At 67.2% G+C, this 21,368-nt stretch carries 16 protein-coding genes; 9 read left to right on the top strand and 7 right to left on the bottom strand.

What is annotated here, in order from left to right:
• Positions 1-15: 15 nt before the first annotated feature.
• A complete protein-coding gene (bioB, locus tag P5703_RS00520; protein ID WP_013984241.1) occupies positions 16-1,071 on the bottom strand; it encodes a biotin synthase BioB in 1,056 nt (351 codons plus the stop codon).
• A gap of 93 nt (positions 1,072-1,164) precedes the next feature.
• On the opposite strand from bioB, the gene P5703_RS00515 reads away from it, so the two are divergent.
• Positions 1,165-1,869, top strand: coding sequence for a ComFC family protein (locus P5703_RS00515; RefSeq protein WP_011914875.1), 705 nt, complete (start codon positions 1,165-1,167; stop codon positions 1,867-1,869).
• A gap of 54 nt (positions 1,870-1,923) precedes the next feature.
• Complete coding sequence (locus tag P5703_RS00510; protein WP_011914876.1) at positions 1,924-2,898, top strand: serine/threonine protein kinase; 975 nt, start codon at positions 1,924-1,926, stop codon at positions 2,896-2,898.
• A 68-nt stretch (positions 2,899-2,966) separates the two neighbouring features.
• Here P5703_RS00510 and P5703_RS00505 read toward each other — a convergent pair whose 3' ends face one another.
• On the bottom strand, positions 2,967-3,806 hold the full coding sequence (locus P5703_RS00505) for a 23S rRNA (adenine(2030)-N(6))-methyltransferase RlmJ (protein WP_011914877.1): 840 nt from the start codon (positions 3,804-3,806) through the stop codon (positions 2,967-2,969).
• A gap of 134 nt (positions 3,807-3,940) precedes the next feature.
• Here P5703_RS00505 and P5703_RS00500 point away from each other — a divergent pair, with 134 nt between their 5' ends.
• Together P5703_RS00500 and P5703_RS00495 are read left to right on the top strand one after the other, a co-directional pair.
• Positions 3,941-4,984, top strand: coding sequence for an NAD(P)H-dependent flavin oxidoreductase (locus P5703_RS00500; protein WP_019405456.1), 1,044 nt, complete (start codon positions 3,941-3,943; stop codon positions 4,982-4,984).
• An 82-nt stretch (positions 4,985-5,066) separates the two neighbouring features.
• Positions 5,067-5,600, top strand: a complete 534-nt coding sequence (locus tag P5703_RS00495; protein ID WP_011914879.1) for a sterol desaturase family protein — start codon at positions 5,067-5,069, stop codon at positions 5,598-5,600.
• Here P5703_RS00495 and crtB read toward each other — a convergent pair.
• Genes crtB through fni form a run of 5 tightly spaced genes read right to left on the bottom strand, consistent with a single transcriptional unit; the run spans position 5,560 to position 11,499 of the window.
• Positions 5,560-6,486, bottom strand: a complete 927-nt coding sequence (crtB, locus tag P5703_RS00490) for a 15-cis-phytoene synthase CrtB (RefSeq protein WP_125460182.1) — start codon at positions 6,484-6,486, stop codon at positions 5,560-5,562. The genes P5703_RS00495 and crtB overlap by 41 nt on opposite strands.
• Entirely contained in the window at positions 6,483-8,000 is a 1,518-nt protein-coding gene (locus P5703_RS00485; protein ID WP_019405459.1) for a phytoene desaturase, read from the bottom strand. Before P5703_RS00485 ends, crtB begins: the two co-directional genes overlap by 4 nt.
• Entirely contained in the window at positions 7,997-9,163 is a 1,167-nt protein-coding gene (gene crtY / locus P5703_RS00480; RefSeq protein WP_014597915.1) for a lycopene beta-cyclase CrtY, read from the bottom strand. Before crtY ends, P5703_RS00485 begins: the two co-directional genes overlap by 4 nt.
• On the bottom strand, positions 9,153-10,439 hold the full coding sequence (locus tag P5703_RS00475; protein ID WP_285585171.1) for a glycosyltransferase: 1,287 nt from the start codon (positions 10,437-10,439) through the stop codon (positions 9,153-9,155). Before P5703_RS00475 ends, crtY begins: the two co-directional genes overlap by 11 nt.
• Positions 10,440-10,458: 19 nt before the next feature.
• On the bottom strand, positions 10,459-11,499 hold the full coding sequence (gene fni / locus P5703_RS00470; RefSeq protein WP_285585168.1) for a type 2 isopentenyl-diphosphate Delta-isomerase: 1,041 nt from the start codon (positions 11,497-11,499) through the stop codon (positions 10,459-10,461).
• Positions 11,500-11,655: 156 nt separating this feature from the next.
• On the opposite strand from fni, the gene P5703_RS00465 reads away from it, so the two are divergent.
• The 5 genes from P5703_RS00465 (at position 11,656) to selO (ending at position 21,356) form a co-directional block, all read left to right on the top strand.
• Entirely contained in the window at positions 11,656-12,549 is an 894-nt protein-coding gene (locus P5703_RS00465) for a polyprenyl synthetase family protein (protein WP_285585166.1), read from the top strand.
• Positions 12,550-12,651: 102 nt separating this feature from the next.
• The gene (locus P5703_RS00460) at positions 12,652-14,454 is read left to right on the top strand and encodes an acyl-CoA dehydrogenase (protein WP_285585162.1); all 1,803 of its coding nucleotides are present in this window, start codon (positions 12,652-12,654) and stop codon (positions 14,452-14,454) included.
• Positions 14,455-14,587: 133 nt separating this feature from the next.
• Positions 14,588-16,333 carry a potassium/proton antiporter gene (locus P5703_RS00455; RefSeq protein WP_192475342.1) on the top strand — a complete coding sequence of 582 codons (1,746 nt, stop codon included), beginning with the start codon at positions 14,588-14,590 and terminating at the stop codon, positions 16,331-16,333.
• Between the two features lie 183 nt (positions 16,334-16,516).
• Entirely contained in the window at positions 16,517-19,804 is a 3,288-nt protein-coding gene (mscK, locus tag P5703_RS00450; RefSeq protein ID WP_014597920.1) for a mechanosensitive channel MscK, read from the top strand.
• A gap of 91 nt (positions 19,805-19,895) precedes the next feature.
• On the top strand, positions 19,896-21,356 hold the full coding sequence (gene selO / locus P5703_RS00445) for a protein adenylyltransferase SelO (RefSeq protein WP_285585158.1): 1,461 nt from the start codon (positions 19,896-19,898) through the stop codon (positions 21,354-21,356).
• Positions 21,357-21,368: the final 12 nt, after the last annotated feature.

The following is a 21,368-nucleotide window of genomic DNA, read 5'->3' as shown; positions in this document are numbered from 1 at the left end:
CCCCCGGCGAGAAGATCAGACCGCGGCGTTGTAGAACAGCTTGCTGTCGCGCTGCTCGATCAGCGCCTGCTCGATGGCTGCCTGGTGCACCTCGTCGGCGTGCTCCTGACGTTCTTCCGGCTTGATGCCCAGACGCGCGAACAGCTGCATGTCCCTGTCCGCCTGCGGGTTGGCGGTGGTCAGCAGCTTCTCGCCGTAGAAGATCGAATTGGCACCCGCGAAGAAGGCCAGGGCCTGCATCTGCTCGTTCATCTGTTCACGCCCGGCCGACAGACGCACATGGGATTTCGGCATCATGATCCGCGCCACGGCGAGCATGCGGATGAAGTCGAACGGATCGACGTCCTGTTCCTCGGCCAGCGGCGTGCCCTTGACCTTGACCAGCATGTTGATCGGCACCGACTCCGGGTGCTCCGGCAGGTTCGCCAGCTGGATCAGCAGGCCGGCGCGATCGTCCAGCGACTCACCCATGCCGAGGATGCCGCCCGAGCAGATCTTCATCCCCGCCTCGCGCACGTAGCTCAGCGTCTCCAGACGCTCGGCGTAGGTGCGGGTGGTGATGATGTTGCCGTAGAACTCCGGCGAGGTATCCAGGTTGTGGTTGTAGTAGTCCAGGCCCGCAGCGGCCAGGGCGCGGGTCTGCTCCTGATCCAGCTTGCCGAGGGTCATGCAGGTTTCCAGGCCCATGGCCTTGACGCCCTCGACCATCTTCAGCACGTAGGGCATGTCCTTGGCTGACGGATGCTTCCAGGCCGCGCCCATGCAGAAGCGGGTGGAGCCGATGGCCTTGGCCTCGGCTGCGGCCTCCAGCACCTTCTGCACTTCCATCAGTTTCTCTTTATCGAGACCGGTGTTGTAGTGACCGGACTGCGGGCAGTACTTGCAGTCTTCCGGGCAGGCACCGGTCTTGATCGAGAGCAGCGTGGAAACCTGAACACGATTGGGGTCGAAGTGCTGGCGATGCACGGTCTGCGCCTGGAACAGCAGGTCGTTGAAGGGTTGCTCGAAGAGCGCCTTGACCTCGGCGAGGGACCAGTCGTGGCGGGTAACGGAAGCGGAGGTGGCGCTCATGGGCATTCCTTGTAATTAATAGCGGCGCGGCGGCCTGACACGGATGCGGAATGGTTAGCCAAGCCCGATACGCTGTCAACCAGGAACGGAATCATGGTTTACAACTGGTCAATTATTGAACACCACTGCCTGCTCTGCGACGAGCGCTGCGAGGGTCAGCCACTGTGCAGCCCCTGCGAGGCGGATCTGCCGTGGCTCGACGGTCGGTGCACGGTCTGCGCGGTCCCGCTGCCCAGCCGCGGGCTGGTCTGTGGCGAATGCCTGAAGCGACCGCCCAGCTACGATCACGTCGAAGTGCCCTGGCGCTTCGCCTTCCCGGTGGATGCGCTGATCACCCGCTTCAAGCACCAGGCACGCTGGCCCTATGGCCGGCTGCTCGGCGAACGCCTGGCCCATCATCTGGAGCATGCCTTCGCCGAGGGGCTGCCGCGGCCGGACCTGCTGCTGCCGGTGCCTTTGGCCCGTCGTCGCTTGCGCCAGCGCGGTTTCAACCAGGCGCAGATGCTCGCCGACTGGCTGAGCCGCCCACTGGGCATCGCCACCGACGCCCGCGCGCTCGAACGTGTGCTCGACACCCCGGCTCAGCAGCAGCTGGACGCCGCCACCCGCCGCCGCAACCTGCGTCAGGCCTTCGCCATCGCAACCGGTGCCGACGTCAAGGGCCGGCATCTGGCGCTGGTCGACGATGTGCTGACCACCGGCGCGACAGCCGAAGCCCTTGCGCGCCTGCTCAAGCGCGCCGGCGCCGAACGGGTCGATGTCTATTGCCTGGCGCGCACCCCGAAACCAGGCGAATGAAGCCGCCGACCGATGGAGGGCGTACACTGGACGACCTAGTCAGCGGAGCCGGTCATGTCCCATCCCTTCGACACACTCACGCCGGACCTGGTCCTCGACGCCGTGGAAAGCATCGGCTACCTCAGCGATGCCCGCGTGCTGGCGCTCAACAGCTACGAGAACCGCGTCTATCAGGTGGGCATCGAAGACGAAACGCCGCTGATCGCCAAGTTCTATCGTCCGGGTCGCTGGAGCGACGCGGCGATCCTCGAGGAGCACCAGTTCAGTCTGGAGCTGGCCGAGCACGAGGTGCCGGTGGTGGCACCGCTCGAGCGCGACGGCAGCACGCTGTTCGAGCACGCCGGCTTTCGCTTCGCCCTCTTCCCGCGCCGCGGCGGCCGCGCACCGGAGCCCGGCAATCTCGACCAGCTCTATCGCCTCGGCCAGCTGCTGGGCCGCATGCATGCGGTAGGCGCCAACCGCCCGTTCGAGCATCGCGAAACGCTGGGCGTGCAGAACTTCGGCCATGATTCGCTGAGCACGTTGCTGGAAGGCGACTTCGTGCCGCGGAGCCTGCTGCCGGCGTACGAGTCGGTGGCGCGGGACCTGCTCAAGCGGGTCGAGGATGTCTTCGCCAGCACAGACTTCACCCCGATCCGCCTGCATGGCGATTGTCACCCGGGCAATATCCTCGCCCGCGACGACGCCTTCTATCTGGTCGACCTGGATGACTGCCGCATGGGCCCAGCAGTACAGGATCTGTGGATGATGCTCGCCGGCGAGCGACACGAGCGGCTCGGCCAGCTGGCCGAACTGGTGGACGGCTACAACGAATTCCACGATTTCGCCCCGCGCGAGCTGCCGCTGATCGAGGCCCTGCGCGCGCTGCGGCTGATGCACTACAGCGCCTGGCTGGCACGACGCTGGGACGACCCGGCCTTCCCCATGAGCTTTCCCTGGTTCGGCAGCGAACGCTACTGGGGCGACCAGGTGCTGATCCTGCGCGAGCAGATGTCGGCGCTGCAGGAAGAGCCACTCAGGCTGTTCTAGTGGCGAGCCGGTTTTGGCCGGCTGAAGCCCACCGAGCCGGCCAATGCCTACACGGGCGAAGGCCCTCTTCAGGCCTCTTCGATCAGCCAGTCCAGCCGCCAGCCACCCTGGCTCTGCGCCAACTGCTCGGCCAACCAGGGCAACAGCTCTCGCAGTTCATCCTCCAGCCCCCACGGCGGGTTGACGATGGCCAGGCCCGAGCCGGCCAGGCGGCTGGCGTCGTCGGCGGGATGGACGAACAGTTCGGCACGCAGCAGTTTCGGGGCGCCGCTGCGGGCGAGGTCCTGATAAAAGCGTTTGAGCTGGCGCTCGTCCTTGATCGGATACCAGATCACGCCGATGGTCTGGCGCATGCGGCCGAGCGCTTCCTTGAGCGCCGTGACGCATCGGCTCAGTTCGTCGGCCTGTTCGAATGGCGGGTCGATCAGCAGCACCACGCGCTTCTCGCGGGTCGGCATCAGCGCCCGCGGTACATGCCAGCCCTCGCCCCGGTGCACCGCCACGCGGCGGTCGCCGGACATGTTGTCCTTGAGCAGGGCGCCATCCTCGGGATGCTTCTCGTTGAGCTGCAGCCGATCCTGCTCGCGGGTCAGCTGCCGCGCCAGTTCCGGCGAGCCCGGGTAGTAGCGCAGCGCGCCGTCCGGGTTGAGCGAGCGGATCACGCCGAGGTAGTCGTCTAGCAGCGCCGGGCGGGTTTCGGCCTGCCAGATGCGGGCGATGCCCTGCAGCCACTCGCCGGTGCGGCTGGCCTGGTCGCCGGCCAGGTCGTAGAGGCCGACGCCGGCGTGGCTGTCGAGGTAGGCGAACGGGGCCTCCTTGCGCGACAGCAGGGCGAAGATCCGGCTCAACACCAGGTGTTTGAGCACATCGGCGTGGTTGCCGGCATGGAAGGCGTGGCGGTAGTTCATCTGATCCTCCTGGAGAGCGGCGCAGTTTACCTGTCGGCCCTGCCCAGCGCAGGCCCGGCATGACCGGCGTCGTTTTCCCCGATCACCGACACGGGCTACAGTGGCGCCCCACGACGACTGAACGGAGCTGCCCCATGGACCTGCGCGATCTCTTCGGCATCGAGCACCCGATCATCCAGGCACCCATGGCCGGTGCGCAGAATCACCTGCTGGCCGCGGCGGTGTGCGAGGCCGGCGGGCTGGGTTCGATCCCGGCCGGCATGCTCGATGCGGCAGCGCTGGACGCCGAGCTGACCGCCATCGAGGCGCTGACCGACCGACCCTACAACGTCAATTTCTTCTGTCACCAGACGCCAGCCGCCGACCCGACGGCCTTCGACACCTGGCACCGGATGCTCACACCGTTGTTCGCCGAATTCGACGTCGACCCAGCCAACATTCCGGCCGGCGCCACCCGCCAGCCGTTCGACGTGGCAATGGCCGCGGTGCTGGAGCGGCACAGGCCCGCACTGGTCAGCTTCCACTTCGGCCTGCCTAGCCCCGACCTGTTGCAGCGCGCCCGCGCCACCGGGGCGAAGATCGCCTCCAGCGCGACAACGGTCGCCGAAGGCCTCTGGTTGCAGCAGCACGGCGTCGACCTGGTGATCGCCCAAGGTCTGGAGGCCGGCGGCCACCGCGGCATCTTCCTCAGCGAGGACCTGACCACCCAACTCGGCACCTTCGCCCTGCTGCCGCAACTGGTCGCCGCGCTGGACGTACCGGTGGTCGCCGCCGGCGGCATCGCCGATGCCCAGGGCGTGACGGCAGCGCAGGCCCTGGGCGCCGCTGGTGTGCAACTGGGCACCGCCTACCTGCTGTGCCCGGAGAGCCGCACCAATGCGCTGCATCGCGCCGCGCTGAAGAGCCCGCAGGCAGTGCATACCGCGCTGACCACCCTGTTCAGCGGGCGTCCGGCACGCGGCATCGTCAACCGCATCATGCGCGAACTGGGTCCGCTGCCCGAAGGGGTTCCGCCCTTTCCGCTGGCCGGCAACGCCATCGGTGCGCTGCGCGCCCAGACCGAGAAGCAGGGCCTGGATCACTGCACGCCGCTGTGGGCCGGGCAAAATGTCAGCGGCTGCCGGGAGATCCCGGCCGGCCAGCTGACTCGTGAACTTGCCGGCGGCTGGCAGGCCTGAGTCATTACGCATTCCGTCGCGGCGAGCCCTGAGCCGCCGCGACGGGGCGTAGAATCGACCGCACGTCACACGGAATCCCGTCATGAGTCCACTGACCAATACGCTCGTCTTCCTGGCCACCCTGGCCGGCATGGAAGTCTTCGCCTGGTGGGCACACAAGTACGTGATGCACGGCTGGGGCTGGGGCTGGCACAAGTCGCACCACGAGCCGCGCAACGGCTGGTTCGAGAAGAACGACCTCTATGCGGTGGTGTTCGCTGGCGTGGCGATCCTGCTGATCGCCCTGGGCACGGCCGGTTATCACCCGCTGGAATGGATCGGCGCCGGGATGACGGCCTACGGTTTTCTCTATTTCGTCGCTCATGACGGGCTGGTCCATCACCGCTGGCCGCTGCGCTACGTGCCGCGCAACGGCTATCTCAAGCGGCTGTATCAGGCGCACCGTCTGCACCATGCGGTCGAAGGCAAGGAGCGCTGCGTATCCTTCGGCTTTCTCTACGCGCCGCCGCTGGCGGTGCTCAAGCGCCAGCTGCGCGAGCTGCACGACGGGCCGCTGCGCAAGCACCAGGGTGCATCTAGCGAGGACGTCTCCAGAGATCGTCAGGACGCGGCCTGACCTGCATCCGCCGCGAGGCCAGCGCCAGCACGCCGCCCCCCAGCAGGAACTGCAGCTTCTGCCCTTTGCTGGTCGACACCCGCGCATCCCAGGCCGCCGCGCCGCGCGCTTTCACCTCGACGCCGATCTGCCGGTAAACGCCATGAGCCGTGGCAATCGACCAGGCCGAGCGTAGCGGCAGGTCGCGCAGGCCCTGAGACGCAGAGCGATAGTAGGGCTCGGCCAGATCCACCAGTCGCGCCGCCAGCGTCGCCAACGCGGCGCGATGCTGAGGCAGCGCGACCTCGTCCTCCGGAATACCCACCTCCGCCAGCCACTCGGCCGGCAGGTAGACGCGCCCGATCTGCGCATCCTCGACGATATCGCGGGCAATGTTGGTCAGCTGAAAGGCCAAGCCCAGATCACAGGCGCGATCCAGCGTCGGCTCCGCCTCGGCGCCCATCACCCGCGCCATCATCAGGCCCACGACGCCGGCAACGCGGTAGCAGTACAGCAAGGTGTCGTCGAGGGTCTGGTAGCGGTAGCCCTGCACATCCATGCGAAAACCCGCCAGGTGCTCCAGCGGATGGGCCTTGGGAATCCGGTGCCGCTGGATCACCTGCTGGAAGGCGGCGAACGCCGGATCGGCCATCGGCTCGCCAGCGTAGGCGCGCTCGGTGAGGTCGACCAGCTCGGCCAGCCGCGCCTCACCGCTGTTGCGATCGCCCTCGACCTGGCCATGCCCCAGCGTCTGGCCGTCGATCACATCGTCGCAATGACGGCACCAGGCGTAGAGCATCACCGCGCTCTGGCGGGTGCGCTCGTCGAACAGCTTTGCCGCGGCGGCGAAGCTCTTGGAGCCGACATTGATCGCCTGAGTGGAGTGATCGATGACCTGATCGTTCATCCGGCCTGCCCCTTTAACATGAAGTCCTCCAGCATCAGCCCGGCGGTGGCCTTGGCCGAACCGACGACGCCCGGCACGCCGGCACCCGGGTGAGTGCCGGCGCCGACGATATAGAGGTTGGGAATCACGTCGTCGCGGTTGTGCGGGCGGAACCAGGCGCTCTGGGTGAGGATCGGCTCCAGCGAAAACGCCGAGCCCAGATGGGCGTTGAGCTCGTCGCGAAAATCCTGCGGCGTGAAGATCCGGTGAGTCACCAGATCGCCACGCAGCCCCGGCATGTAGTGCCGCTCCAGGTACTCGAAGATGCGGTCGCGGTACTTCGGCCCCTCCTCCGCCCAGTCGATATCCGCCGTGCCCAGGTGCGGCACTGGCGCCAGCACGTAATGGCTGGCGCAGCCTTCCGGCGCCAGCGAAGGATCGGTGACGCAGGGCGCGTGCAGGTAGAGGGAAAAGTCGTCGGCCAGCGTCTCGCGCTTGAAGATCTCGTCGATCAGCTCGCGATAACGCGGACCGAAACACACCGTGTGATGCTGCAGGTGCTCATGGCGGCGCTTGAGGCCGAAATGGATGACGAACAGCGACATCGAGAAACGCTTGCCGGAGAGCCGTTTGGCCTCGTCGCGACCACGCTCCTCATGCCCGAGCAGCTGCTTGTAGGTGTTGACCACATCCGCGTTGGACGCCACCGCATCGGTGTCGAAGCGGCGCCCGTCACCGGTGATTACGGCCTTCGCGCGTCCAGCCTCCAGCTCGATCCGCACGACCTCGGCGTTCAGCTCCAGCCTGCCGCCCAGATCTTCGAACAGCCGGACCATCCCCTGCACCAGCGCCCCGGTGCCGCCGCGGGGAAACCAGACACCGCCCTGGCGCTCCAGGGCATGGATCAGCGCGTAGATGGACGAGGTCTCGAACGGATTGCCGCCCACCAGCAGCGAGTGAAAGGACAGCGCCTGGCGCAGCCGGTCGTTCTCCACGAATTTGGCCACCATGCTGTACACGTTGCGCCAGGCCTGCAGCTTGGCCAGCTGCGGCGCGACGCCGATCATGCTGCGAAACGACAGGAAGGGCACGGTGCCGAGCTTGACGTAGCCCTCCTCATACACCGCCCGCGAATAGGCGAGAAAGCGCTGATAGCCGGCCACGTCGCGAGGGTTGAGCGCGTGGATCTGCCGGTCCAGCTGGGCCTGGTCGTTGACGTAGTCGAAGCTGTAGCCGTCCTCCCAGCACAGCCGGTAGAAGGGGCTGACCGGCAGCAGCTCGACATAGTCGGCCATGCGCTTGCCGGCGCCGCTGAAGAGTTCTTCCAACGCCGGCGGATCGGTGATCACCGTCGGCCCGGCGTCGAAGGTGAAACCCTGGTCGCGGTAGACGTAGGCGCGGCCGCCCGGCTTGTCGCGCTTCTCCAGCAGCGTCGTCTGAACGCCAGCGCGCTGCAGGCGGATCGCCAACGCCAGCCCGCCGAAACCGGCACCGATCACCACCGCCCGCCTCACACCGCCTGTTGCCTGGTTCATCGTCTGTCCTTGTGCAGATTGCTGGCGGCCAGCGCCCGCAGCGCCTCGCCCACCGGCACGGGAGGTTTGCCCGAGACGATGCGCAAGCGGTCCCAGGCAGTCAGCTCGGCCGCGTAGAAGCGCTGGATCAGCGGTTCGCGCAGCCGGTAGAAACGCTGCATCACCGCCCAGCGGCGATCCGCCGGGCCGGCCATGAACAGCATGCGATTGAGCAGGCGGAAGAAGCCGCGCCGGCGCCACTGCAGCGTGGAATAGTCGCGAATCGCGGCGAACAGGCTGCCTGCGTCCCAGCGATCGAGGGCAACCAGGTGGTCGGCCAGGCGCACCGCATCGGGCAGCGAATAGCCCGTGGTGGGGTGGAACAGCGCGGCCGACAGCCCGCTCTGCGGCACGCCACGCGACTCGTCCAAGAACGCCGCGATATCGCCGGACAGCACGATGGGCAGCACGCCCTGCTCCTCGCGCAGCACCTCGCGGATCGCCCAGCCGCGGCCCTCGGCGTAGCGCTGGATATTGGCGCGCAGTGTCTCCGGCGCCACCGCGTCGCCGTCGGCGTAGTAGGTGTCTTCGATCAGCAGGCTGTCGACGCTGAGCGGCAGCACGTAGACGAAGCGATAGCCGTCTTTCTGGGCGACGCTGGCGTCCATGATGATCGGCACCTGCAGGCCATGGGGCTGCTGCAGACGCAGCTCCTGGCCGAGAAACTTCTGGAAGCCCAGCGCCAGCTGAGCGCTGCGCCGCACGCCGCGCCCGTCGATCACCGCCCCGGCCTCCAGGCTCTGCCCGCCGAGCAGCTGAACGCGTTGCGGCTCGACCGCGGACACCTCCACGCCCAGGCGAATCTGCCCGCCGAGCTCAGCCATCAGGTGCTGATGAAAGCGCGACGAGAAAATGCTCGCGTAGCCGCTGCCGAGCTGCCGTCGCAGGGCGGGAAAGATCACCTCGTAACCCGGCCAGCGCTGCTCCACCAGCGGCGCCAGCCAGGCCTGCTGCGCCGGAGTCAGGTCGTGCTGGTGGAACGACCAGGTGTGGTTGCCGCCGAGGGTTTCGCCCTGCTCCAGGAGCAGCACGCGCAGCTCCGGTCGCTGCTGGCGCAAGCGCAGGGCCAGCAACCCGTTGGCCAGGCCACCGCCGACCAGGATCAGGTCTGCATCAGGCGTCATCGGCCACCTCCGACCGAGGCCGAACGCAGCCGAGCGCGCTTTCGATCAGCTCGGCGGCGCGGGCCGCGCCACCGGCCTGGCGAACCTCTTCACCGAGCGCCGCGGCACGCTGGCGGAAGGCCGCTTCGTCGAGCAGCCGCCGCAGCGCATGGGCGATACGCGCCGGGCTGGCCAGCGCCGGAAGCAGGCGCAGCCCGACGCCGGCGTGCTCGATACGCGCGGCGACACCGGGCTGGTCGAAGGCGATCGGCAGCGCCAGCATCGGCACACCCGCCTCCAAGGCGTCGAGCACGGTGTTCAGCCCGGCATGAGTCACCACGGTCGACGCCTGCGCCAGCACGGCCCGCTGCGGCGCGAAGTCGGTGACCCAGCATGCGCCTTCCTGCCGGAGCCTGGCGGCCGTTGCGGCATCCAGCCCACCGCAATGGGCGATCAACAGCTGCACATCGAGCCGCCGACAGGCGCGGGCGATACTGCGCAACAGGCCGTAGCGGTGGCCCTGCAGCGTGCCCAGCGAGGCGAAGACGAAAGGCCATGCACGGTCCAGCGGCCACTCCAGCCCGGCCGCCATCGGCAGCGGCTGGCGCAGCGGGCCGAGCGCATGGAAGTGTGGCGGCAGGGCCTGCCGCGGAAAGTCGAAGCCGTTCACCGTCTGGCTGATCTGCAGCAGCGGCGACAGACAGTCGCTCAGGCTCGTGCGTCTGGCCAGGCCGAACGCCCGGCAATAGCGCTCGATCACCTCGGCATGCGGCCGCATCAGCCGATCGTAGACGCCGCTGCTGTGCCGGTTGAGCTGCTCGCCCCAGTCCGTGGCCCGGTAGCGCCAGGGCATCACCGGCAGCGGCACCAGCGGCTCGCGGTTGAACGGCAGGGCGCAGGCGATGGAAACGAATGGCAGCCCGAGGTGCTCGGCCAGCAGCGCACCGGCCGGCTCCATCTGGTCGGCCAGCACCGCCTCCACTTCCAGCGCCCGCAACACGGCAGGCGCCTCGCGGCAGAACAGCTCGGTGCTCGCCGCCATGTCGGCGATCACCCGGCGAATGCCGAACGGTCCGGGGCTGGCGGCACGACGCACCACCGCGGCCAGCGAGCCCGGCGGATGGGTGTCGCTACCGATGGCGGCGAAGCCCGCCGCGGGTAGGGCCAGCAGCGCGCCGACATCGGCCTGCTGGATAAAGGTCACGCGGTGGCCATGTTGCTGCAGCTGCCAGGCGATCGCCTCGAACGCCCGCAGATGGCTGAGAAAGGGCGGCACAATTGCCGCAAAATGTGTCATCGGCGCGCCGGGCCGCGCATCAGCATGCGGACAGCTGCAGCAGCCGCGCCTGCCGCAGCGCGGCGAGATCGGCCGAGCCGGTGCAGAAGCAGGCGATGCGCAACTGCTCGATCAGCACCTCGAAATGGCTGACCACCGCCTCGCTGCTGTGCATCGCCGCCTGCAACACGCCGGCCGCCTGCCCCACCAGATCGGCGCCCAGGCGGATCGCCTTGGCCGCCTCGACGCCATCGCGGATACCGCCGGAGGCGATCAGCGGCGTGTTTGGGCAGGCCTCTCGCACCGCCAGCAGTGCTTGCGCCGTGGGTATGCCCCAGTCGGCGAAGGCCTGGGCGACGGCCTGCTGGCTGGCGTCTGCCGCCCGCGCGGCCTCCACCGCAGCCCAACTGGTGCCGCCGGCACCAGCCACATCGATGGCGGCCACCCCGGCATCGATCAGTCGCCGGGCCACCGCTGCGGATATACCCGCGCCGACTTCCTTGATCACCACCGGCACCGGCAGGCGCGCGGCCAGTGCCTCGATCGCCTGCAGCACGCCGCGCCAGTCCCGATCGCCACCGGTCTGCACGGCCTCCTGCAGCGGGTTGAGGTGCACGATCAGCGCGTCGCCTTCGATCATCTCCACCGCCCGCCGCGCCTCGTCCACGCCATAGCCGCGAACCAGCTGGGCGGCGCCGAAGTTCGCCAGCAGCAGGATGTCCGGCGCCAGCTGGCGCAGCTGACCGGTGAGCCCCTGGTCGCCGGCAGTTTCCAGCGCCACCCGCTGCGAGCCGACAGCCATGGCGATGCCCAGCTGCTGAGCGGCCTCGGCCAGATGCGCATTGATCGCCGCCGAGCGCGCCGCGCCACCGGTCATGGAGCTGATCAGCAGCGGTGCCTGTAGCGGCCGCCCGAACAGCTGACTGCGCAGGTCGATCTGGTCCAGGTGCAACTCGGGCAGGGCGCAGTGCTCAAAGCGGAAGGCAGCGAAACCGTTCCCTGCTGCGCTCGCCGCGCGCCCGGGATCGAGGACGATGTCCAGATGATCGTTCTTGCGGCTGACCAGCGATTGCTTGCTCATGGAATCGGCTCCCCGGAATGACTTCATTGGACGTGATGACCTGAAAAAAGTGCTATGCGATGGCACGAGTTGTACAAGTTTCTGTCAAACCTTCACCAGGTTGTACAACCTATCCGCCATCCTGGCTCGTGCCGGGACGCCAGCGAGGGCAGCGCCATGCAAACGCCGAATACCAGCCTCCCGCTCCCGTCATGCGACAGCCTGCTGCGCCTGCGCCGGCAAGTCGACGAGCGCCTGGCGCTGCGCCTGCCGTTTCCCGAATCGGAGCTGGACACGGTCACGCTCGCGCTTCGCGAGGGCACCCTGGCACCCGGCAAGCGGCTCAGGCCGCTCTTGCTTCTGCTGGCACTGGGCGATCTGGATGCCGATCCGGCGATCGGCCTGGATCCGGCCTGTGCGCTGGAGATGATCCATGCCGCGTCGTTGTTTCTCGACGACATGCCCTGCATGGATAACGCCAGCCTGCGCCGCGGCCAGCCGACCCTGCACCTGCGTTTCGGCGAAGACGTCGCCGTACTCGCCTCGGTGGCCCTGCTCAGCCACGCCTACGGCATCACCGCGACCGCGCCGGGCCTGACGCCCAGACAGCGCAACGAAGCGGTCGCCATCCTGGCTCGCGCCGTCGGTGCGCAGGGTCTGGTGCGAGGGCAGTTCCGCGACCTGCACGGTGCGCAGCAACAGGCTCACCCACTCGATGCAGCCACCACCACCAACCAATTGAAGACCGGCTCCCTGTTTAGCGCTGCGCTGACCCTGGCCGGGCTGCTGGTCGGGGCCGATCGAACGCTGATGCGGCATCTTCACGGTTTCGCCGTCGAACTGGGCCTGGCTTTCCAGCTGCTTGACGACATCGCCGACGGCCTCAGCCCCGAGCAGACCGGCAAGGACTGCCAGCAGGATCGGGCCAAGGCCACGGTGGTGTCGCTGCTCGGTCCCCAGGCCGCGCGCCAGCAACTGGCAACGCATCGCGAAGCGGCACTGATGCACCTGGAAGCGGCCGGGCTGGCCGAGGGCGAACTCGCCTCGCTGATGCGTCAGTTGCTCGACTAGGAGGAGGTCGCCCGTGTTGACGCTCCATCAGTGCAATGGATGGAGCTAGGCAATGGAAAACGGGCGTCCTTAGACTCGGGCCGATAGAAATGGAGGTTGACCATGACCGAGACCCTGCTCTGCCCGCGCAACCTGGCCTTCGAACTCTACGAGGTGCTGGACGCCGAGGCCCTGACGCGCCGCGAGCGCTTCGCCGATCACAGCCGCGAAACCTTCGATGCCGCCATCGGCACCGCCCGCAGCATCGCCGAGAAATATTTCGCGCCGCACAACCGCAAGTCCGACGAGCACGAGCCGGTCTACCAGAACGGCGAGGCGGTGCTGATCCCGGAAGTCAAACCGGCGGTCGACGCCTTTATCGAGGCGGGTTTCCACAATGCCCAGCGCAGTTTCGACGACGGCGGCATGCAGCTGCCCAACCTGCTGTCGCGTGCCTGCTTCGCCCACTTCCAGTCGGCCAACATCGCCACCAGCTCCTACCCGATGCTGAGCATGGGCGCCTCGCACCTGATCGAGACCTTCGGTTCCGAGGAGCAGAAGCGGCGCTTCCTGCAACCGATGCTCGAGGGCCGTTTCTTCGGCACCATGGCGCTTACCGAGCCGCATGCCGGCTCCTCGCTATCGGACATCCGCACCCGCGCCGAACCGGCCGGCGACGGTAGCTACCGGCTCAAGGGCAACAAGATCTTCATCTCCGGCGGCGACCACCCGCTGTCGGAAAACATCGTGCACATGGTGCTGGCCAAGCTGCCGGACGCACCGCCCGGGGTTAAGGGCATCAGCCTGTTCATCGTGCCGAAGTTCCTGATCAACGACGACGGTTCGCTGGGCGAACGCAACGACGTGCTGCTGGCCGGCCTGTTCCACAAGATGGGCTGGCGCGGCACCACCAGCACCGCGTTGAACTTCGGCGACAACGGCAACTGCGTCGGCTACCTGGTAGGCGAGCCGCACAAGGGCCTGGCCTATATGTTCCAGATGATGAACGAGGCGCGCATCGGTGTCGGCATGGGCGCGATCATGCTCGGCTACGCCGGCTACCTCTACTCGCTGAACTACGCCCGCGAGCGTCCGCAGGGCCGACTGCCGGACGGCAAGGACCCGGCGTCGACCCAGGTGCCGATCATCGAGCACACCGACGTCAAGCGCATGCTGCTGACGCAGAAGGCCTACGTCGAGGGCGCCTTCGACCTCGGCCTGTATTCCGCGCGGCTGGTGGACGACGAGCACACCGCGGAAAGCGAGGAGGCGCGGCGCAGTGCGGCGGAATTGCTCGACCTGCTCACCCCCATCGTCAAGTCCTGGCCATCGGAGTTCTGCCTGAAGGCCAACGAACTGGCGATCCAGATCCTCGGCGGCCACGGCTACACCCGCGAGTACCCGGTGGAGCAGTACTACCGCGACAACCGCCTCAACCCGATCCATGAAGGTACTCACGGTATCCAGTCGCTGGACCTGCTCGGCCGCAAGCTGATGCAGAACAAGGGCGCCGGCCTGCGCCAGCTGCTCGGGCTGATCCAGGACTGCTGCCAGCGCGCCGCCGAATACGACTCGCTCGGTGCCTTGCGCCAGCCACTGGAACAGCACGTCGCCCGGCTGACCAGCGTGACCCAGGCGCTTCTGGGCGACCTGATGGCAGGGAAGGTCAACCAGGTACTGGCCAACTCGGCGCTGTATCTGAAGGTGTTCGGCCACGCAGTGATCGGCTGGCGCTGGCTGGAACAGGCACTGCGTGCCGAGCGCGGGTTGGCCGAGGGCAATCCGGCAGATGCCGACTTCTACCGCGGCAAGCTGCAGGCGGCGCGCTATTTCCTGACCTGGGAAGTGCCGGCCTGCGCCCACGAGCTGGCGCTTCTGGAAGCCCGCGACGACACCTGCTTAGGCATGCAGGACGCCTGGTTCTAGCCCACTGGAGATATTGTTACAACGCCCCGCCGATGCGGGGCGTTTTTTTGACAGCCCGTCAAATCATCAGGTTAGAATCGCTGGCATATCCCGTGCATGGGCGCGAGGCGGCTTTCTCTAACGGAGTGTTCATTTGGACGTCGGCAACATCAACCACCTGTTCTTCATCGGTGCCTTGTTGGTGGCTGCAAGCATCCTGATGAGTTCGCTGTCGAATCGCCTCGGCGTACCCATCCTGGTCATCTTCCTTGCCGTCGGCATGCTCGCTGGCGTCGATGGCGTCGGCGGCATCGTCTTCGAGGACTACCGCCTCGCCTTCGTCATCAGCAACCTGGCGCTGGCGGTGATCCTGCTCGACGGCGGCATGCGCACCCGCACCGCCACCTTCCGCGTCGCGCTGAAACCGGCCTTTTCCCTGGCCACCCTCGGGGTCGCCATCACCTCGGGCCTGACCGGCCTGGCCGCCGCCTGGCTGTTCGACCTGCCGCTGCTGCAGGGCCTGCTGATCGGCGCCATCGTCGGCTCCACGGATGCCGCGGTGGTGTTCAACCTGCTCAACGGCAAGGGCCTCAACGAGCGGGTCGGGTCGACCCTGGAAATCGAATCGGGCAGCAACGACCCGATGGCGATGTTCCTGACCGTCGCACTGATCGAGATGCTGCTCGCCGGCCAGTCCACCTTTGGCTGGGATTTCCTGCTCAGCCTGCTGCAGCAGTTCGGCATCGGCACCGTGCTCGGCCTGCTCGGCGGCTGGCTGCTGCTGCAGCTGATCAACCGTCTGTCGGTGGCCGACGGCCTCTACCCGCTGCTGGCGGTGGCCGGCGGCCTGATGATCTTCGCCCTGTCCGGCGCCATCGGCGGCAGCGGCATCCTGGCGATCTATGTCTGCGGCCTGCTGCTGGGCAACCGGCCGATCCGCAACCGCCACGGCATCCTGCACATGTTCGATGGCCTGGCCTGGCTCAGCCAGATCGGCATGTTCCTGGTGCTCGGCCTGCTGCTCACGCCCAGCGAGCTGCTGCCCATTGCCATCCCGGCGCTGCTGCTGTCGCTGTGGATGATCCTCTTCGCCCGGCCGCTGGCGGTGTTCGTCAGCCTGCTGCCGTTTCGCAGCTTCCACCTGCGCGAGCGCCTGTTCATCTCCTGGATCGGCCTGCGCGGCGCGGTGCCGGTGATCCTCGCGGTGTTCCCGCTGATGGCCGGGCTGGAAAATGCCCAGCTGTTCTTCAACGTGGCGTTCTTCATCGTCCTCGTATCGCTGCTGCTGCAGGGCTCGACGCTGGCCTGGGCGGCGAAGAAGGCCAAGGTGGAAGTCCCGCCGTCGCCGATGCCGGTCTCGCGTACCGGCCTGCAGGTGCACACCACCAGCCAGTGGGAGATGTTCGTCTACCGCCTGAGCGCCAGCAAATGGTGCGTCGGCGCCGCGCTGCGGGAACTGAAGATGCCCCCGGGCACGCGCATTGCCGCCCTGTTCCGAGGCAAGGAGCTGCTGCACCCGTCGGGCAGTACCCGCCTGCAGGTGGATGACATCCTCTGCGTGATCGGCCATGACGAAGACCTGCCGGCCCTTGGCAAGCTGTTCAGCCAGGCACCCACGCGCGGACAGGACCTGCGTTTCTTCGGCGACTTCATCCTCGAGGCCGACGCCCAGCTCAATGCCATCGCCGCGCTCTATGGGCTCAAGCTCGGCGAGGTGGATGGCGAGCAGACCATCGGTGACTTCATGGCCGAGCAGGTCGGCGGCCGGCCGGTGGTCGGCGACCAGGTCGAATGGAACGGCCTGACCTGGACCGTGGCGGCGATGGACGCGGGCCAGGTGCGCAAGGTCGGCCTGAAGTTTCCGGAGGGCGACAAGCCCGGCCCGCAGCTGATGTTCTAGCGTCTGGGGCGGTCCACCGATCGCCCCGTTTCGCCGGCTAGCGAACCGGCGCCGCGAACCACTGCATTGCTGCGAACCGCCCGGCCAACGAGCCCGTCCGTCGACCCGTTGCACGGTACTCGCGCTCGGCTGGCGCAGCCCGTAGACTTTCGCACTTTCGGTCACCCGCCTGCGTCTGCCTCCATGTCATTTCTGCGCACCCTGCTGCTTTCCACGCTCTGCCTGTTCGTTGCCCCGCTGCACGCCCAATCCCTCGACAGCCTGACCGGCACGCCGCCCGCCGCCGAAGGCGAAGCCAAGCCGGCGTTGTCGCTCGGCGAGCAGACCCAGCGTCTGCTCCAGCAAACCGAAACCAGCAACAAGCGCGCCGAGGAACTCAAGGCCCTGCTGGCTCAGGCCCCGAAGGAGATCACCGAGGCCCAGCGCGAGCTGGCCAAGCTCAAGGCCAGCCCCGACGAAGACGCCGCCGAGCGCTACGCCAAGCAGTCGGTCGAGGCGCTCGAGCAGCGCCTGAGCGCGCGGGTCGAGGAACTGTCGGAGTGGCAGAAGCAGTTCAGCGCGGCCAACAGCATGATCATCACCGCGCAGACCCGTCCGGAACGGGCCCAGGCGCAGATCGGCACGGCGCAGACACGCATTCAGGAAATCAACAACCTGCTCAAGAACGGGCGCGAGTCGGGCAAGCCGCTGAGCGAGGAACGCCGCGCCCTGCTGGACGCCGAGATCGTCTCGCTCAATGCCCAGATCGAGCTGCGCCGCCAGGAGCTTGCCGGCAACAGCCAGCTGCAGGACCTGGGCAAGGCACGCCGTGACCTGCTGGCCGAACGCATCGCCCGTGCCGAAAAGGAAACCCAGGCACTGCAGGCCCTGATCAACGAGAAGCGCCGCGCCGAATCGGAGCAGACCGTCGCCGAGTTCTCGGCACGGGTGCAGCAGGCCGGCTCGGACAAGCTGCTCGCCGCCGAGAGCGCCGAGAACCTCAAACTCTCCGACTACCTGCTGCGCGCCACCGAGCGCCTCAACCGTCTCAACCAGCAGAACCTGCAGACCCGCCAGCAGCTCGACACCCTCAACCAGACCGACCAGGCGCTGGAGGAGCAGATCTCGGTGCTCGAGGGCAGCCTGCTGCTGTCGCGCATCCTCTACCAGCAGAAGCAGGCATTGCCGAGCCTGCAGCTGGACAAGAACCTCGCCGACGAGATCGCCGACATCCGCCTGTACCAGTTCGAGCTGAACCAGCGCCGCGAGGCCGCTGGCAATGCCAGCGCCTATGTCGAGCAGCTGCTGGCCCGGCAGAACGAGGAGGATGTGACCCCGGAGCTGCGGCGCACGCTGCTCGACCTGGCGACCACCCGCAGCGAGCTGCTCGACCGCCTCAATCGCGAGCTGGATGCGCTGCTCAACGCCTCGATCACCCTGCAGCTGAACCAGAAGCAGCTGCAGGACACCGCGCGCGCGCTCAGCGATACCCTCGACGAGCAGATGTTCTGGATTCCCAGCAACAAGCCGCTGGATCTCAGCTGGCTGCAGGGCGCCCCCCAGCGCCTCAAGGCCCAGCTGGCGTCGATGCCCTGGCTGTCGGCGCTGCAGGAACTGGGCGCCGGTCTCAAGGAGCGGCCGCTGTTCTTCCTGCCGCTGCTGCTGCTGATCGCCGCCCTGCTCTGGTGGCGCAACAAGATCGACGCCAAGCTCAGCTCGCTGAGCGAGCAGATCGGCCACTTCCGCAACGACAGCCAGCTGCATACACCGCTGGCGCTATTGCTCAATCTCTTGCTGGCCTTGCCTGGCGCATTGTTCCTCGCCCTCTGCGGCTATCTGCTGCAGATGGATGCACGCGGACAGAACTACGTGCTCGGTGCCGCCCTGTTCGAAATGGCCCAGGCCTGGCTGGTGTTCTACAGCGCCTACCGCATGCTCTCGCCGGGGCGTGTCGCCGAGCTGCACTTCGGCTGGTCACGGCCGCAGGTGGCCTTCCTGCGCGACGAGATCCGCCGCCTCGGCCTGATCGTCATGGCCCTGGTGGCGGTGGTCAGCGTCGCCGAGCACCAGCCGGCGCGGTTGGCCGACGACGTGCTCGGCATCCTCGTGGTGCTGACCTGCTTCGCCCTGATGAGCTGGCGTCTCAACCGCCTGCTGCTCAAAGGCCCATCGAGCCAGAATGCGCCACCAGTGAGACTGATGATCGGCCTGCTGTTCAGTGTGCTACCGATCGCGCTGATCGTCGCGGTGGGCTTCGGCTACTACTACACCGCGCTGAAGCTGACCGACCGGCTGATCGACACCCTTTACCTGCTGATGATCTGGATCGTCGTCGAGGCCGCGCTGATCCGCGGGCTGACGGTGGCGGCGCGGCGCCTGGCCTACAAGCGCGCACTGGCCAGACGGCAAGCCATGGCCGATGAGCAGAGCGATACGATCGAAGCCCAGGGCGAGCCTGGGCTGGACATCGAGCAGGTCAACCAGCAGTCCCTGCGCCTGACCCGCCTGACCATGTTCGGCGTGTTCCTGGTGGCGCTGTACTGGGTGTGGTCGGACCTGATCTCGGTGGTCTCCTACCTGGACAACATCACCCTCTATGAATACACCACCGGCAGCGGCGAAACGCTGACCACCGCGGCGATCAGCCTGAACAACCTGCTCGGTGCGCTGCTGATCATCGCCATCACCGTGGCCCTGGCACGCAACCTGCCGGGCCTGCTTGAAGTCATGGTGCTGTCCAAGCTGCGCCTGGCCCAGGGCAGCGCCTATGCCACCACCACGCTGCTGTCCTATGCGCTGGCCGGCTTCGGCATCGTCGCCACACTGTCCACCCTCGGGGTCAGCTGGGACAAGCTGCAATGGCTGGTGGCGGCGCTCTCGGTCGGCCTGGGTTTCGGCCTGCAGGAGATCTTCGCCAACTTCATTTCCGGTCTGATCATCCTCTTCGAGCGCCCGGTGCGCATCGGCGACGTGGTCACCATCGGCAACCTGTCCGGCACGGTCAGCCGGATTCGCATCCGTGCCACCACCATCACCGACTTCGACCGCAAGGACATCATCGTCCCGAACAAGACCTTCATCACCGGCCAGCTGATCAACTGGTCGCTGAGCGACACCGTAACGCGCGTGACGATCAAGGTCGGCGTCGCCTACGGATCGGACCTGGACAAGGTCAAGGCGCTGCTCTACAAGGCAGCGCAGGACAACCCGCGGGTGCTCAAGGAGCCCGAACCGCAGGTGTTCTTCCTCAATTTCGGCGAAAGCACGCTGGACCACGAGCTGCGCATCCACGTGCGCGACCTCGGCGACCGCAACCCTGCCACCGACGAGATCAACCGCTTCATCGATCGCGAATTCAACAAGGCGGGCATCAGCATCGCTTTCCGCCAGGTGGATATCTTCCTCAAGAATTTTGCGGGGCAGCAGCTGCAGCTCAGCGCCGCTACCAAACCGGCCGATGGCGACAAGCCGGCAACCGACGATCGCGCCTGAGGAACGTCCAGGCGTCCGTCGTCCTCCAACGTCCTGAACAGGCTCGGCTCCGGCCGAGCCATGCTTGCCCGCATGCCGCGCCGGAGGCGACTTGAAGACCCTGACCCAGCTCCATTTCGACAATCGCTTCGCCCGTCTCGGCGATACCTTTTCCACCCGGGTATCGCCGCAGCCGCTGGAAGCGCCGCGCCTGGTGGTGGCAAGCGAGGCGGCGATGGCCCTGCTGGATCTCGACCCGGCCGAAGCCGAGCAGCCGCTGTTCGCCGAACTGTTCTCCGGGCACAAGATCTGGTCCACCGCCGAGCCGCGCGCGATGGTCTATTCCGGCCACCAGTTCGGCAGCTACAACCCGCAGCTCGGCGACGGCCGAGGCCTGCTGCTCGGCGAGGTGGTGAACGAGGCCGGCGAGTACTGGGACCTGCACCTCAAGGGCGCCGGCAAGACACCCTATTCGCGCATGGGCGATGGTCGCGCGGTGCTGCGCTCGTCGATCCGCGAATTCCTCGCCAGCGAGCACCTGCACGCCCTCGGCATCCCCAGTTCCCGCGCGCTGTGCGTCACCGGTTCGGACACCCTGGTCTACCGCGAACGCCCCGAGCGTGGCGCCATGCTGCTGCGCCTGGCGCCGAGCCACGTGCGTTTCGGCCACTTCGAGTTCTTCTACTACACCCGCCAGCACGGCGAACTGAAGCAGCTGCTCGAGCATGTCATCGAGGCGCACTTCCCCGAACTGCTGGAACATCCCGAACCGTTCCACATGTTCTTCCGCACGGTGCTCGAACGCACCGCCGCGCTGATTGCCCGCTGGCAGGCCTACGGCTTCTGCCACGGGGTGATGAATACCGACAACATGTCGATCCTCGGCATCACCTTCGACTTCGGCCCCTACGCCTTCCTCGATGACTTCGATGCCCGCTTCATCTGCAACCACTCCGACGATACCGGCCGCTACTCCTTCGAGAATCAGGTGCCCATCGCCCACTGGAACCTGGCCGCGCTGGCCCAGGCGCTGACGCCCTTCGTCGAGGTCAAGGTGCTGCGCGAAACCATGGAGCTGTTCCTGCCGCTGTACGAGGTCGAATGGCTCGATCTGATGCGCCGCCGGCTGGGTTTCAGCCAAGCCGAGGATGGCGACGCCGAGCTGATCCGCCACCTGCTGCAGTTGATGCAGGGCAGCGCGGTGGACTACACGCGCTTCTTCCGCGAACTCGGCGAGCGTCCGGCCGAACAGGCCGTGCAGCGGCTGCGCGAGGACTTCATCGACCTGCAGGGCTTCGATGCCTGGGCGGCGGAATATTGCGCGCGCAGCGCCCGCGAGGGCGGCGATCCGGTCGCGCGGCAGGCACGGATGCACGCGGTCAATCCGAAGTACATCCTGCGCAACTACCTGGCGCAGCAAGCGATCGAGGCGGCGGAGAAAGGCGATTACGCGCCGGTGCGCGAGCTGCATGCGGTTCTCAGCCGCCCCTTCGACGAACAGCCCGGGATGGAGCGCTACGCCGAGCGGCCGCCCGAGTGGGGCAAGCATCTGGAAATCAGCTGCTCGTCCTGAGACCGCCGCCCT

The organism is Stutzerimonas sp. FeSN7 (assembly GCF_030263795.1).
GTDB lineage: Bacteria > Pseudomonadota > Gammaproteobacteria > Pseudomonadales > Pseudomonadaceae > Stutzerimonas > Stutzerimonas stutzeri.
Note: the sequence above shows the minus strand (reverse complement) of the source record. Positions and strands in the feature narration are given on the sequence as shown.